Annotated in this window: 13 protein-coding genes; 11 read left to right on the forward strand and 2 right to left on the reverse strand. The window is 43.9% G+C overall.

The window, feature by feature from the left end; all coding sequences use genetic code 11:
* Positions 1–58 precede the first annotated feature (58 nt).
* From leuA to L3V33_RS21520, 5 genes are all read left to right on the forward strand, one after another.
* Positions 59–1,606: a 2-isopropylmalate synthase gene (gene leuA, locus L3V33_RS21500; protein ID WP_065207191.1), complete on the forward strand. Its 1,548-nt coding sequence runs from the start codon at positions 59–61 to the stop codon at positions 1,604–1,606.
* 97 nt (positions 1,607–1,703) lie between these two features.
* Positions 1,704–2,795, forward strand: a complete 1,092-nt coding sequence (gene leuB, locus L3V33_RS21505) for a 3-isopropylmalate dehydrogenase (protein WP_102298541.1) — start codon at positions 1,704–1,706, stop codon at positions 2,793–2,795.
* Positions 2,796–2,912: 117 nt separating this feature from the next.
* Positions 2,913–4,325, forward strand: a complete 1,413-nt coding sequence (gene leuC, locus L3V33_RS21510) for a 3-isopropylmalate dehydratase large subunit (RefSeq protein WP_102513544.1) — start codon at positions 2,913–2,915, stop codon at positions 4,323–4,325.
* Positions 4,326–4,339: 14 nt separating this feature from the next.
* Positions 4,340–4,942 carry a 3-isopropylmalate dehydratase small subunit gene (leuD, locus tag L3V33_RS21515; RefSeq protein WP_237291169.1) on the forward strand — a complete coding sequence of 201 codons (603 nt, stop codon included), beginning with the start codon at positions 4,340–4,342 and terminating at the stop codon, positions 4,940–4,942.
* A 210-nt stretch (positions 4,943–5,152) separates the two neighbouring features.
* On the forward strand, positions 5,153–5,935 hold the full coding sequence (locus tag L3V33_RS21520; RefSeq protein WP_237291170.1) for a DUF547 domain-containing protein: 783 nt from the start codon (positions 5,153–5,155) through the stop codon (positions 5,933–5,935).
* 101 nt (positions 5,936–6,036) lie between these two features.
* Here the strand turns inward: L3V33_RS21520 and L3V33_RS21525 are convergent, their stop codons facing one another.
* Positions 6,037–6,582, reverse strand: a complete 546-nt coding sequence (locus tag L3V33_RS21525) for a DUF924 family protein (RefSeq protein WP_102384626.1) — start codon at positions 6,580–6,582, stop codon at positions 6,037–6,039.
* A 56-nt stretch (positions 6,583–6,638) separates the two neighbouring features.
* A complete protein-coding gene (djlA, locus tag L3V33_RS21530) occupies positions 6,639–7,493 on the reverse strand; it encodes a co-chaperone DjlA (RefSeq protein ID WP_237291171.1) in 855 nt (284 codons plus the stop codon).
* A 149-nt stretch (positions 7,494–7,642) separates the two neighbouring features.
* On the opposite strand from djlA, the gene lptD reads away from it, so the two are divergent.
* The 6 genes from lptD to L3V33_RS21560 all read left to right on the forward strand — a co-directional run bounded on the left by lptD (position 7,643) and on the right by L3V33_RS21560 (position 14,423).
* Positions 7,643–9,997 (forward strand): LPS assembly protein LptD, encoded by a 2,355-nt coding sequence (lptD, locus tag L3V33_RS21535; RefSeq protein WP_237291172.1) that lies wholly within the window; start codon positions 7,643–7,645, stop codon positions 9,995–9,997.
* Between the two features lie 43 nt (positions 9,998–10,040).
* Complete coding sequence (surA, locus tag L3V33_RS21540; protein ID WP_237291173.1) at positions 10,041–11,336, forward strand: peptidylprolyl isomerase SurA; 1,296 nt, start codon at positions 10,041–10,043, stop codon at positions 11,334–11,336.
* Positions 11,326–12,315, forward strand: a complete 990-nt coding sequence (gene pdxA / locus L3V33_RS21545; RefSeq protein ID WP_237291174.1) for a 4-hydroxythreonine-4-phosphate dehydrogenase PdxA — start codon at positions 11,326–11,328, stop codon at positions 12,313–12,315. The genes surA and pdxA overlap by 11 nt, the downstream gene beginning before the upstream one ends.
* Complete coding sequence (gene rsmA / locus L3V33_RS21550; protein ID WP_237291175.1) at positions 12,312–13,127, forward strand: 16S rRNA (adenine(1518)-N(6)/adenine(1519)-N(6))-dimethyltransferase RsmA; 816 nt, start codon at positions 12,312–12,314, stop codon at positions 13,125–13,127. Before pdxA ends, rsmA begins: the two co-directional genes overlap by 4 nt.
* A gap of 82 nt (positions 13,128–13,209) precedes the next feature.
* A complete protein-coding gene (gene apaG, locus L3V33_RS21555; protein ID WP_004735899.1) occupies positions 13,210–13,590 on the forward strand; it encodes a Co2+/Mg2+ efflux protein ApaG in 381 nt (126 codons plus the stop codon).
* Positions 13,591–13,619: 29 nt separating this feature from the next.
* The gene (locus L3V33_RS21560; RefSeq protein WP_237291176.1) at positions 13,620–14,423 is read left to right on the forward strand and encodes a symmetrical bis(5'-nucleosyl)-tetraphosphatase; all 804 of its coding nucleotides are present in this window, start codon (positions 13,620–13,622) and stop codon (positions 14,421–14,423) included.
* The last annotated feature ends 174 nt before the right edge of the window (positions 14,424–14,597 follow it).

A 14,597-nucleotide genomic window follows, 5' to 3' on the forward strand; every position in this document is an offset into this window, starting at 1 on the left:
TCATTCTTAATAATAATTTGGATAGCAATCGATTCATTATCGATATAAGGAAGCACCCATGAACGATCAAGTAATAATTTTTGATACTACCTTACGTGACGGCGAGCAAGCATTGGCAGCAAGCCTTACGGTAAAAGAGAAGTTACAGATCGCTTATGCTCTTGAGAGACTGGGTGTCGATGTTATCGAAGCTGGCTTCCCTATCTCTTCTCCAGGTGATTTTGAATCGGTTCAAACGATTGCAAAACACATCAAAGGCAGCCGTATTTGTGCACTTTCTCGTGCAGTTGCTAAAGATATCGACGCCGCTGCAGAAGCACTAAAAGTAGCGGACCAATTCCGTATTCACACTTTCATTTCAACATCGACGGTACACGTACAAGATAAGCTACGCCGCAGCTACGACGATGTTGTCGAGATGGCAGTGAAAGCCGTCAAACATGCGCGTAACTACACTGACGATGTGGAGTTTTCTTGTGAGGATGCAGGTCGTACCCCTATCGATAACCTATGTCGCATGGTTGAAGCCGCGATTAACGCGGGCGCGAAAACCATCAACATTCCAGACACCGTTGGCTACACAGTACCGAATGAGTTTGGTGGCATCATCAAAACGCTATTCGATCGCGTACCAAATATCGACCAAGCTATCATCTCTGTTCACTGTCACGATGACTTAGGCATGTCGGTTGCAAATTCAATTGCTGCTGTGCAAGCGGGCGCTCGTCAAATTGAAGGCACAATCAATGGTATTGGCGAACGTGCGGGTAACTGTTCTTTAGAAGAAATCGCAATGATCATCAAAACTCGTCAAGAGCTTTTGGGGGTTCACACCGGCTTGGATCATAAAGAGATTCACCGTACCAGTAAGTTGGTTAGCCAACTTTGCCACATGCCAATTCAAGACAATAAAGCCATCGTTGGTGCAAATGCATTTAGCCACTCTTCAGGTATCCACCAAGACGGCATGCTTAAGAACAAAAACACTTACGAGATCATGACACCTGAGTCGATTGGTTTGAAAAACAAAGCCTTGAACCTAACCAGCCGTAGTGGCCGTGCGGCAGTTAAGAGCCACATGGACGCAATGGGTTATAAAGATAATGAGTACAACCTAGATTCATTGTACGAAGACTTCTTGAAGCTTGCTGACCGTAAAGGACAAGTCTTCGATTACGACCTAGAAGCATTAATGCACTTCGCGAATCTACGTGATGAAGATGACTTCTATAAACTTAACTACCTAAGCGTACAATCTGGTAGTGTTATGTCTACCACCAGCATCAAGCTGCAATGTGGTGATGAAGAGAAATGCGAAGCGGCTGTCGGCAACGGTCCTGTTGATGCTTTATACCAATGTATTTACCGCTTAACAGGCTACGAAATCGCGTTGGATAAATTCGACCTTACTGCGAAAGGTGAAGGCGAAGATGGCTTAGGTCAAGCTGACATCATTGCTAACTATAAAGGCCGTAAGTACCACGGTACGGGCGTTTCAACGGATATCGTTGAAGCTTCTGGTCAAGCGTTGCTACACGTTATCAATAGCATTCAACGCGCAGACACTATTGCTGAAATGAAGCAGCAAAAATTCGCGACAGTTTAAGACCCCAATAACAGAGCCCTAGAGCCGATGTTGTTGGCTTTAGGGACAAAATTTAAAACGAGCCAAACCGCTCAGTAACAAGAATTAAAGGATTAACATGACAGATAAATCATACAAAATTGCCGTACTACCTGGTGATGGCATTGGCCCAGAAGTAATGCAACAAGCACATAAAGTGTTAGACGCGATCGAAAAGAAGCACGCGATTAGCTTTTCTCGCGAAGAGTATGATGTTGGTGGTATTGCAATTGATAATCACGGCTGTCCACTTCCAGAAGCGACAGTCACGGGCTGTGAAGAATCTGACGCGGTACTTTTTGGCTCAGTTGGTGGTCCTAAATGGGAACACCTTCCACCAAACGATCAACCAGAGCGTGGTGCCCTACTTCCTCTGCGTAAGCATTTCCAACTGTTCTGTAACCTACGTCCAGCGCAAATCCACAAGGGTTTAGAGTCTTTCTCTCCTTTACGTGCTGATATTTCAGGTAATGGTTTCGACATCGTTGTTGTTCGTGAACTAACAGGCGGTATCTACTTCGGCCAACCTAAAGGTCGTGAAGGCGAAGGCGCAACTGAAAAAGCCTTTGATACTGAGGTTTACCACCGTTACGAAATCGAACGTATTGCAAAGATTGCGTTTGAATCTGCTCGTCTACGTAACAAAAACGTTTACTCAATCGATAAAGCGAACGTTCTACAAAGCTCTATTCTATGGCGTGAAGTGGTTGAAGAAGTCGCGAAAGACTACCCAGATGTGAAATTGAGCCACATGTACATCGACAACGCGACCATGCAGCTAATCAAAGACCCATCTCAGTTTGACGTGATGCTTTGTTCGAACATCTTCGGTGACATCATCTCTGATGAGTGTGCAATGATCACCGGCTCTATGGGCATGCTTCCTTCTGCAAGCTTGAACGAAAGCAACTTCGGCCTATACGAACCTGCAGGTGGCAGCGCGCCAGATATCGCAGGCAAGAACATCGCGAACCCAGTAGCGCAAATTCTTTCTGCGGCGCTAATGCTTCGTTACAGCTTAGGTGAAGAAGCCGCAGCTCAAGATATCGAAACAGCGGTGTCTAAAGCACTTTCTGCAGGCGAGCTAACCGCTGACCTTGCAGGCAAAAACCAAGCGCTGACTACCTCTGAAATGGGTGACAAGATCGCTGAGTACATCTTAGCTTCATAAGCTAGATGCTTAGATTAGAAGTAAGTACATAAGAATAATATCAAGCCAAGTCAGCTTAAACAGTATGACTTGGCTAGAAACAAACACTGGGACTGATGCTCCCAAGGAAGAAAAGCTATGTCGACAAACCAGCAAGCAAAAACCTTATACGAAAAAGTTTATGACGCTCACGTTGCAGTTGCAGCAAAAGGCGAAACGCCAATTCTTTATATCGATCGCCACTTAGTCCACGAAGTAACGTCGCCACAAGCCTTTGATGGCCTGCGTGAAAAAGGTCGTAAAGTTCGCCAAGTAGGCAAAACTTTTGCAACCATGGATCACAACGTATCGACACAAACGAAAGACATCAACGCTTCTGGTGAGATGGCTCGTATCCAAATGGAAACGCTATCGAAAAACTGTGAAGAGTTTGGTGTCACGCTTTACGACTTAAACCACAAATACCAAGGTATTGTTCACGTAATGGGCCCTGAGCTAGGTATTACTCTGCCGGGCATGACCATCGTATGTGGTGACTCACACACAGCAACACACGGTGCATTTGGTTCATTAGCATTCGGTATCGGTACTTCAGAAGTTGAGCACGTTCTAGCAACTCAAACGCTAAAACAAGCTCGCGCTAAAACCATGAAAATCGAAGTAAAAGGCAAAGTCGCTGAAGGCATTACTGCAAAAGATATCGTACTAGCTATCATCGGCAAGACAACAGCCGCTGGCGGTACAGGCTATGTGGTTGAATTCTGCGGTGAAGCAATTACTGACCTTACAATGGAAGGTCGTATGACGGTATGTAACATGGCGATCGAGCTTGGCGCTAAAGCGGGTCTAATTGCTCCAGATGCAACCACTTACGAATACATCAAAGGTCGTAAGTTCTCTCCACAAGGCGAAGACTTAGAAGCCGCTATTGAATACTGGAACACATTGAAAACCGATGCTGATGCAGAGTTCGATGCTGTTGTAACGCTAGAAGCGGCTGACATCAAACCACAAGTCACTTGGGGTACTAACCCAGGCCAGGTGATCTCAGTAGACACACCAATCCCTGCACCAGAAAGCTTCGCAGACCCTGTTGAAAAGGCATCTGCAGAAAAAGCTTTGGCTTACATGGGTCTTGAAGCGGGTAAATCGCTATCGGATTACAACGTCGATAAAGTCTTCGTGGGTTCTTGTACTAACTCTCGTATCGAAGACATGCGTGCAGCTGCTGCCGTAGCAAAAGGCCGCCAAGTAGCGAAACATGTTCAAGCATTGATCGTTCCAGGCTCTGAGCAAGTAAAAGCGCAAGCTGAAGCTGAAGGCCTAGATAAGATCTTCATCGAAGCAGGTTTTGAATGGCGCCTACCAGGCTGCTCTATGTGTCTTGCAATGAACAATGACCGTCTAGGTCCACAAGAACGCTGTGCTTCTACATCAAACCGTAACTTTGAAGGTCGCCAAGGCCGTGATGGTCGTACGCACCTAGTTAGCCCAGCAATGGCAGCAGCAGCAGCAATCGCTGGTCACTTTGTCGATATTCGTGAACTTTAATTAGAGGATTTAACATGTCAGGTTTTCAACAACACACCGGATTAGTCGTTCCTCTAGATACGGCCAACATCGATACTGATGCGATCATTCCAAAGCAGTTTCTACAGAAAGTGAACCGTATCGGTTTTGGTAAGCACTTATTCCACGATTGGCGCTTCCTAGATGACGCAGGCCAACAGCCAAACCCTGAGTTTGTAATGAACGCACCACGCTATAAAGGCGCTTCAATTCTACTGGCTCGTGAAAACTTTGGTTGTGGTTCATCTCGTGAACATGCACCTTGGGCGCTTGCAGATTACGGTATTCAAGTGATGATCGCGCCAAGCTTTGCAGACATTTTCTACGGTAACTCGATCAATAACCAGATGGTTCCTGTTCGTCTTACAGAGCAGGAAGTTGATGAAATCTTCCAGTTCGTTGAAGCAAACGAAGGCGCAGAAATTACAGTTGATCTTGAAGCACTAAAAGTCACTGCCAATGGAAAAGAATACTCGTTTGAAATTGATGAGTTCCGTCGTCACTGCTTGCTGAATGGCCTAGATAACATCGGCCTAACGCTTCAACACGCAGATAAGATTTCAGAATTTGAAGCTAAGATTCCTAGCTTCCTGAAATAAAGAAGTCTTGAAGTAGAGTCACATAGTTTTGTGTTCATAAAAAAGGTTGGCCTAGTGCCAACCTTTTTTATTTGGCTGAGCTTTTAGCTTAACTTAATGTGCTTATTAAGCTCTGCCCTTTATTTAGAGCAGTTCCGCTATTTAACTGAAGAGCTATGAAAGAAAATCGTAAAGCATAAGGTCTTAGTAGTCAGTCATCAGGAGAATGCCATGAAACAACTACTTTTTATTGTCAGCCTACTTTTCTCAACCTTAGCTTGGTCTGCACCTAAATCCGAACTTTGGCCATACTGGAACCAAAGTAATGAAGCGAACTCAACACAGGTGTCTCATCAAGATTGGCAGCAATTCCTCGATAGCTACTTAGTAAAACAAGGACAGCACACCCTAGTGAGATATCAAGCGGTGAGCTCTTCAGACAAGACAAAGTTAAACCAGTACATAAACCGACTTGAGCAGATCAACCCACTCGACTATTCAAGAGCGGAGCAGTATGCCTACTGGGTTAATCTATATAACGCCGTGACTGTCGATTTAATTCTTGATGCCTACCCAATAAAATCCATCACCAAGCTCGGCGGACTGTTTAGCTTTGGACCGTGGGGAGATGATGTAGTGAAGGTAAATAGAAAGTCGCTGACACTCAATGATATTGAACATCGAATCCTAAGACCGATTTGGCAAGATCCGCGCACGCATTACGCGGTAAATTGCGCGAGTTTAGGTTGCCCTAACTTACAGCCTCAGGCCTTTATTGCTGACAATACAGAAATGCTACTAGAACAAGCGGCGACCGAGTTTATAAACAGTGATAGAGGTGTGCTAGTCAACAGTAATGATCTTGAATTGTCATCCATCTACGAATGGTTTGCTGTGGATTTTGGTACAGAAAAGCAACTCATTCAACACCTAGACCAGTATCGAACAAAGCCGGTGACGAACACTGAAAAAATCAGTTATGACTATGATTGGTCACTTAACCAAGCAAACTAGTTTTAGCGTTAAAGCTCATGAATGAAGCAAAACAAAAAAGAGGCTAGAGGTTTTTATTAACCTCTAACCTCTTTTTTATCTATTGAACCGGATTTCAACAGTTAAAAGCTTGAGCCAGGTTGCTGCAAGAACTCAACCTCTTCGGGAGTCGAAGCTCTATCTAACACCTCATTACGGTGAGGGTAGCGACCAAAGCGATCAATAATCACTTTATGCTTAAACTCAAAATCCAAGTTATTCTCTAAGCCTGTCTGGGAAAAAAGCAGAACCGCTTGTTCATGCATCAGCAAAGACTCACTGTGCATATAAGGCATATACAGGAAGCTTTTTTGTTGTTGATTCAACTGATGATCGAAACCACCAGCGACCGCTTCCTGAGCTAAAGCTAGTGCCATCGGGTCTGCTGAAAATGCAGCCGGACTGCTTCTGCCAATATTTCGAGAAAACTGGTCCAGAACGATAATCTCAGCCAAACGACCTTCCGCGGTTTGACGCCATTCAAACAGCTCACCTTGTACAGCGACTTTATGTAATTCAGAGAATCGAGTCTTAATCAAAACATCAATTTCTTCACCGCCAGTAAACCAGTCCTTAGGCGTCAGCTCATCGAACCAAAACTCTAAAACATCCTTATACGTTACCGTCATATAATTCCCTTCAATAAAAACCGAGTAATTTTGTTATTACTAGATCTAATGTTCGATTACTTAAAACCTTTGACCTTCTTAATTAGGTCATAAGCATTTTGAATTTCTTGTGATTTCTCTTTCGCGACGTTCATCATCTCTGGCGGTAAACCCTTCGCCATCAATTTGTCTGGATGATGTTCATTCATCAGTTTACGGTAGGCTTTCTTCACCTCTTTGCCTTCGGCACTTTCACTCACACCAAGAACCTTATATGCGTCGCCAAGCTGATTCTGTTGTGAAGCTTGTTGCCAACCTGATGACTGCCCATGCCCTTGATGGCCTCCAAAGCTTCCACCTTGCTGTTGGAACCGGAACGCTGCTTCTTGCATCTGCAAGCGGCGTTCTAGCTGCTCTGCAGAAAATCCAAGCCCTTGCGCTATCTTATGAAGAACCTGACGCTCACTTGGGTGCAAGCTTCCATCAGCAAATGCGGCAGAGACTTGTAGCTCCAAAAAGAACTGCAGAAGATCAAAACGACCACCCGATGAGATTTTCACACGCTCAAGTACATCACTTAATGGAAAGTCACTCTCTTTGCCATCGCGGAAAGCATCTTGAGCCGCTTTACGTTGTTCACCATGCAGGTTCATACGCTCCATCATTGTAGAAGCGAGCTGAATCTCTTCTGGTGTAACCTGCCCCTTAGCTTTAGCAACGTGTCCCATAACTGCAAAAGCAGATTTGAAAAACTCGTTTTGTCTTTCAGCTTGGCTTGGACCTCGGCCAAAACCAGAGCTATTGAAGCCCGATTGGCTTAAACGTCGAGCCTTATCAAATTGATGCCCTAAAAACAGACCAAAAACTAAACCGAGCGGCCCTCCAAATAAAAAGCCAAAAAACGCGCCCAAAATTTTGCCAAATATTTGCATTATGTGTTCTCTATCTATGAATTTTATCTGAGTAACGCTGTCTGATGATGCTGAATGCTAATATTTCCTTTATCATAAGGAAAATGCTTTATTAATTGGATTGATACTAGATCAACCCTTCATCTAGTGACACAGGATAGTTCAACTTCATGCAATCTTTTTCCCGCACCTTGTTAGCCGCGTCTATAAGTACGGCATTATACGTGTCGACAACTCAAGCTGAAACAATCACCGATAGTAGTGTGCAGGAAATGCCCTCTATAGATCAATGCTTGATCGAGCCCGCTGCAGAAAACGAGACACAGCTACCCGCTCATGTTGAGTCAGATCGCTTAGAAGCTATCAATGGTGACAAGGCAATCTATTCGGGTGACGTAAGAGTTACGCAAGGGAACAAGATCATCCTTGCTGATAATGTGACCCTACACCAACAAGAAAATATCGTTGTAGCTGAAGGCAACGTAAACTTTAGTGATGGTCAAATAAAATCCATTTCCGATAAAGCGACAAATAATCTAAATACTGATCAAATCGAATTAGAGAACACTCAATATCAGTTTCTTTGTGAACCAGGCCGAGGAGATGCCCAATATATATCTCGCACTGGCAAAGCGGTTTATACCATGGAAGACGGATCTATCACATCCTGCCCACTAGGTGATAAATCATGGAGGTTAAAAGCTTCTAGTATTGAACTCGATCAAGATGAAGAAGAAGCCACATTCTACAATCCGCGTTTTGAAATTCTAGATGTTCCTGTTTTCTATCTGCCGTATCTCACCGTTCCAGTGGGTGATAAACGTAAAACTGGCTTTTTGTACCCAACGATTTCATACGGCTCTAGTGATGGTTTCGAAACCGAAGTACCATTTTATTGGAATATAGCACCAAACTACGATCTACTTATCACAACTAAATATATGGCAGAACGTGGAACGCAACTGAATAACGAGTTCCGTCATTTAAGTGATTTTGGTGAAAGTAACTTAAAGTTTGAGTTCCTAGAAAGTGATGATAAATACCCGGAACAAGGCAGTCGTTGGGGTGGGCAGTTCAACTTTGAAGGGATCTATCAACAAGCATGGAAGTTTGACATCGACTATTCAAAGGTTAGTGATGTTAATTATTTTTCAGATGTGGATTCAAATATCGGTAATAGAGAAGACGGTCAGCTTTTACAATCAGGACAAGTTACTTACCGATCTCTAAACTGGGATGCATCCATCGCAGTTCGTGACTTCCAAGTACTTACCGATGGAGATAACCAAGCCTATCGTTTAATGCCGCAGCTAACATTTAACTATTACGCTCCTATTATATGGGACTCTGTAGAGGTGGATATGATTAGTCATATCTCTCAATTTGATACAGATGCAAAAGGAAAACCAACAGCAACACGATTGCACATAGAACCAGGGTTAAAAGTACCATTAAGTACAACTTGGGGTACATGGACAACCGAGGCTCGCCTACTTGGAACATACTATAACCAAGACCTGAGTGGTGTAGATACATCTGTAGCAGAGTATGCTGATTTAGAAGAAAGTGTTAGCAGAGTTATACCCGAATTTAGAAGTCATGCCGGTATTGTACTTGAGCGCGACACTACATTAATGAACGGGTACACACAAACTCTTGAACCACAAGTTCAATACCTTTACGTTCCCGAAGAAGAACAAAATAACATTGCTCGCTACGATACTACTCTTTTACAGACAGATTATTACGGCTTATTTAGAAGTAGGAAATACAGTGGGGTTGATTTTATAGCATCTGCAAATCAGCTAAGCTATGGTGCGTCTTCTCGCTTCTTTGATGACGAGTACAAAGAACGTCTTAATATTTCTTTCGGTCAAATTTTTTATATCGATAAAGAAACAAAGCAATCAACTGGCAACAACGATTCAACAGAAAAATCTAATTATTCATCTTGGGCAGTTGAGGTCGACTTTAATTACGATGACTACCTTTTTTACCATGGTGGCGTTCAATACGATATCGACTCAGCAGAAATGCAACTAGCTAATAGTACAATTGAATATCGAATAGACAGTAACGGTTTTGTTCAAGCAAACTACCGCTACGTCACTAAAGAGTACATTGAAGATAATGTCGGCGAGACAATTACTAATATTGATGAGATTACACGGGAAGGTATCTCACAAGCAGGTTTAGTCACAGGTTATCAATTCACTCCGAAATGGTACGCCAGCGCCCAGTACTACCATGATATGAACGAAAACATTGCTATCGAGTGGTTAGCTAACCTGCGCTATAAAGATGATTGTTGGTACGTGGGAGTTACCTATAGCAACGAACTCCGAAGCTGGACTGGTAGCGGCTATTCAGACATCAATGCTGATCCTGTCTACGAAAACAACTTTAGTGTCAATTTTGGTATTGTGGGCTTCGGTACATCGGCGGGATCGGGATCAAACATTTCAGGCTTTGATAGCTCTGGAAACTCTTTAGAATACGGCCGTCCATTCTTCTTAAACAACTAATTTTCTTTACTGATAAAACGTCAGTAAATTTAAAGGATTACACATGACATTGTGGAAACGCACATTAATTGCCATCGCAGCGGCTTGTACTGTATCAGTAAGCTACGCAGCACCGGTAGAACTAGACAGCGTAAAAGTTATCGTTAACGAAGGCGTTATCTTACAAAGTGACATCGATGCTTCAATGAAGACGCTGCGCGCAAATGCTAAGAAAAGCGGCCAGACACTACCATCGCAAGACGTGCTCAATGAGCAAGTGCTTGAAAAGCTGATCATCGATACCATTCAAACACAAGAAGCGGAACGTATTGGCGTTCGTATTGATGATGCTCGACTTGATCAAGCAATCGAAGGCATCGCGAAAGACAACAACCAGACTGTAGAACAATTAACAGCATCGGTTGCTGAAGAAGGCCTTAGTTACAATGCATTTCGCGAACAAGTAAGAAAAGAGATTGCGGCAAGTGAAGCGCGTAACGCCTTAGTGCGTCGTCGTATCAATATTCTTCCAGCTGAAGTCGATAACCTTGCGGATATCTTGGCGCAAGAGACTAACGCGACCGTTCAATACAAAATCGGACACATCCAACTTCGCTTTAATGATGACCAAACCAAAGAAGAGCTAGAAGCTCAAGCTAAAGAAGTGGTTGAGGAGCTTAACTCAGGCAAAGATTTCAGCACCATGGCTTATACTTATTCAAAAGGCCCTAAAGCTCTACAAGGTGGTGACTGGGGTTGGATGCGTAAAGAAGAGATGCCTACCATTTTTGCAGACCAAATCAAAATGCAGAATAAAGGCAGCATCATCGGTCCTTTCCGAAGCGGCGTTGGTTTCCATATTTTGAAAATTGAAGATGTGAAAGGCTTGGAAACGGTAGCGGTAACGGAAGTTAATGCTCGTCATATCCTAATTAAGCCGACCGTCATCTTAAGTGACGACGGTGCCAAGGAGCAATTAAAGGAAATCACGCGTCGTGTTAACGCGGGTGAAGCGAGCTTTGGTGAACTTGCGCAGCAATACAGCCAAGACCCAGGCTCTGCAGTGCAAGATGGTGAACTAGGCTACCAAACACCGGATTTGTATGTACCTGAATTTAAGCACCAAGTAGAAACGCTACCTGAAGGTAAGATCAGCGCACCATTTAAAACCGTGCATGGTTGGCACATTGTTGAAGTACTAGACCGCAGAGAAGTAGACCGTACAGACTCTGCTTTGAAAAACAAAGCATACCAAATTTTATTTAACCGTAAATTCAACGAAGAAGCTGGCGCTTGGCTACAAGAAGTAAGAGCGAGTGCTTTTGTTGAAATGGTTGAGGATGACCAAGATGACAACTAAGCGCCTTGTCATTACGGCAGGTGAACCGGCGGGAATTGGGCCCGATTTAACTCTCGCCTTATCTCAAGAAAGCTGGCCACATCAGCTCGTGGTGTGTGCGGACAAAACCCTACTAGCAGAGCGAGCTGAAATATTAGGGATCGAGGTTGAGCTGTTGGATTACGATTCAACTGCGCCCAAGCAACCTCAACGCTCCGGAACACTAGTTGTGAAACATGTTCCACTCGCTGAAGTCGCCGTTGCGGGTCAACTCAATGAAGCGAACGGTCATTACGTATTAAATACTTTAGAAACCGCCGCAATTGGCTGTATGAATGATGAATTTGATGCTATTGTCACCGGCCCTGTTCACAAGGGTGTAATTAACCGAGCTGGCGTTGCTTTTAGCGGCCATACCGAGTTCTTTGCAGAGAAGTCCAATACACCACTGGTGGTGATGATGTTGGCAACAGAAGGGCTGCGTGTTGCGCTAGTAACAACGCACATCCCACTAGCTTATGTATCTCAAGCAGTGACCGAAGACAGATTAGAGCAAATTATTGCAATTCTGAATAAAGATTTGGTTGAAAAATTTGCTATTGAGAAACCAACTATCTACGTGTGTGGCTTGAATCCACATGCAGGTGAAGATGGTTGCTTAGGACGTGAAGAGATAGAAACCATCACCCCGACGCTAGAAAAAATTCGCCAAAAAGATGGCATCAATTTAGTTGGCCCATTGCCAGCAGATACCATCTTTAATGAAAAATATTTGCAAGATGCAGATGCTGTTTTAGGTATGTATCACGACCAAGTACTCCCGGTATTGAAATACAAAGGGTTTGGTCGCTCAGTGAACATCACGCTTGGCTTACCGTTTATTCGCACATCAGTCGACCACGGTACCGCCTTAGACTTGGCAGGGAAAGGCCAAGCCGATACAGGGAGCTTTAGAACAGCGCTCACGCACGCCATTGAATTAGTAGAGAAAAAGCAATGAGAAATGATGTCCACTTAGGGCACAAAGCGCGTAAACGTTTTGGTCAAAACTTCCTTAACGATCCATACATTATTGATGGCATCGTATCGAGCATTAACCCACTACCAGGTCAAAACTTGGTAGAGATCGGTCCTGGTCTAGGCGCAATTACTGAGCCAGTGGGTAAGCTTGTCGATAAATTTACAGTTATCGAATTGGATAGAGACCTGGCTGAACGTCTTCGCAACCATCCCGATCTGGCTGATAAGCTAACGATCTATGAAGGCGATGCAATGAAGTTCGATTTCGAACAACTTGTTAAGCCAAACAACAAGCTACGTATTTTCGGTAACTTGCCATACAACATCTCGACACCATTGATGTTCCACCTTTTTGAGTTCCATAAAGACGTGCAAGACATGCACTTCATGCTTCAAAAAGAAGTGGTTAACCGATTAGCGGCCGGCCCAGGTACTAAAGCTTATGGTCGTCTTACGGTAATGGCTCAATACTACTGTAAAGTGACGCCTGTGCTAGAAGTGCCACCAACGGCCTTCGTTCCGCCACCGAAAGTAGATTCTGCAGTAGTACGCCTACAGCCATACGAAGTGCTACCTTACCCGGCAAAAGATCTGAAATGGCTAGATCGTGTATGTCGTGAAGGCTTTAACCAGCGTCGTAAAACGGTTCGTAACTGCTACAAGAGCCTAATCGACAAGGAAGTACTTGAAGAGTTGGGTGTTAACCCAGGCATGCGTCCTGAGAATTTAACGCTCGAGCAGTTTGTCGACATGGCTAACTGGTTGTACGACACTCACAGCACTGACAAATAATTCTAAAAGGCTCCTACACTTCGGTGAGGAGCCTGTTTTTTATGTAATACTTTAAAGTATACCAACAACAAAAGGTGCGAATATGGATATATCTACGCCTTGTATCAAATGTCAGGTTCACTCTAAATACATAGAGGAACAATCTGAACCAACGAAGAACCGCTACGTCTTCGCCTACATTATTACCATCAAAAATCTCAGCAAAACAACGGTTCAACTAATGTCTCGCCGCTGGCTGATTACCGACTCCAACGGCAAACAACTCACCATAGAAGGTGATGGCGTGGTTGGGCAACAACCCGTGATTGAAGCCAACGACGAATACACTTACACCAGTGGTACCGTCATCGAAACTCCTGTGGGTGTTATGCAAGGTCATTATGTGATGACTGATAACAAAGGCATCGACTTCATAACTGAAGTTGATCCATTTAGACTCGCGATCCCTAATATTCTTAATTAGCCGTACATCCGTATCTACAGGAAATTATTGTGTCGAATTATATTGTCGGAGACATCCAAGGGTGCTTCGACGAACTTCAATTACTGCTTGAAACCGTCAACTTTGACAAACAACAAGATGCCTTATGGGTCGCTGGTGATTTGGTCGCTCGAGGTCCTAAATCATTGGAGACACTACGCTTTATTCGCAACCTTGGTGATGCAGCTAAGGTTGTATTAGGCAATCATGATTTGCATCTACTTGCGGTTTCTTTAGGGCTATTTCCAGCTAAAGCAAAAGACAAGACTCAACCCATTCTTGATGCAGAAGACCGAGAACAGCTGCTCGAATGGTTAAGACAACAGCCTTTGATTCAAGAACATCCAGAGTTCGTAATGTCTCATGCTGGTATCTCACCTCAATGGGATCTAGAGCGAGCACGGATTGAAAATCGAGAGATAACTGCCTTATTAAAATCCGATAAGTGGCAATGGCTTATCGAGAATATGTACAGCAACACGCCTGACTTATGGCGTCAAAATTTAGAAGGGATTGAGCGCTATCGCTATGCGATTAACAGCCTGACTAGAATGCGCTTCTGTTTTACTGATGGTCGACTCGATATGGCCTGTAAACTTCCGCCAAGCGAAATTACCACTGAGCCGTTAATGCCTTGGTTTGACCTACCACAACGTATAAAGCTGGATAAAACAGTTATTTTTGGACACTGGGCTGCGCTAGAAGGTTACTCAGGAAAAGATGTGATTGGTTTAGATACAGGATGCGTTTGGGGTGGTCAGTTGACGGTACTTCGCTGGGAAGACAAACAGTTCTTCACTCAAAAAGCGCTATAGAAACACGAGATACGAGATACGAGATACGAGATACGAGATACGAGATATGATATGGCCCCTAAAAAGTAGACACAGGGGTTTAGTTGATTAGTTCAAAGTCCATGGGACTCACTCCACCTAGAGTCCCATGTCTTCTTACTGGATTATAATAGGTATCGATATAAATTCGACTCT

It is taken from the genome of Vibrio sp. A2-1 (genome assembly GCF_021728355.1).
GTDB classification, from domain to species: domain Bacteria; phylum Pseudomonadota; class Gammaproteobacteria; order Enterobacterales; family Vibrionaceae; genus Vibrio; species Vibrio splendidus_K.

Bases quoted from the DNA above. Each gene is read 5' to 3' on its own strand.
- leuA (WP_065207191.1), top strand. From the start codon at position 59: ATGAACGATCAAGTAATAATTTTTGATACTACCTTACGTGACGGCGAG.
- leuB (WP_102298541.1), top strand. From the start codon at position 1,704: ATGACAGATAAATCATACAAAATTGCCGTACTACCTGGTGATGGCATT.
- leuC (WP_102513544.1), top strand. From the start codon at position 2,913: ATGTCGACAAACCAGCAAGCAAAAACCTTATACGAAAAAGTTTATGAC.
- leuD (WP_237291169.1), top strand. From the start codon at position 4,340: ATGTCAGGTTTTCAACAACACACCGGATTAGTCGTTCCTCTAGATACG.
- L3V33_RS21520 (WP_237291170.1), top strand. From the start codon at position 5,153: ATGAAACAACTACTTTTTATTGTCAGCCTACTTTTCTCAACCTTAGCT.
- L3V33_RS21525 (WP_102384626.1), bottom strand. From the start codon at position 6,582: ATGACGGTAACGTATAAGGATGTTTTAGAGTTTTGGTTCGATGAGCTG.
- djlA (WP_237291171.1), bottom strand. From the start codon at position 7,493: ATGCAAATATTTGGCAAAATTTTGGGCGCGTTTTTTGGCTTTTTATTT.
- lptD (WP_237291172.1), top strand. From the start codon at position 7,643: ATGCAATCTTTTTCCCGCACCTTGTTAGCCGCGTCTATAAGTACGGCA.
- surA (WP_237291173.1), top strand. From the start codon at position 10,041: ATGACATTGTGGAAACGCACATTAATTGCCATCGCAGCGGCTTGTACT.
- pdxA (WP_237291174.1), top strand. From the start codon at position 11,326: ATGACAACTAAGCGCCTTGTCATTACGGCAGGTGAACCGGCGGGAATT.
- rsmA (WP_237291175.1), top strand. From the start codon at position 12,312: ATGAGAAATGATGTCCACTTAGGGCACAAAGCGCGTAAACGTTTTGGT.
- apaG (WP_004735899.1), top strand. From the start codon at position 13,210: ATGGATATATCTACGCCTTGTATCAAATGTCAGGTTCACTCTAAATAC.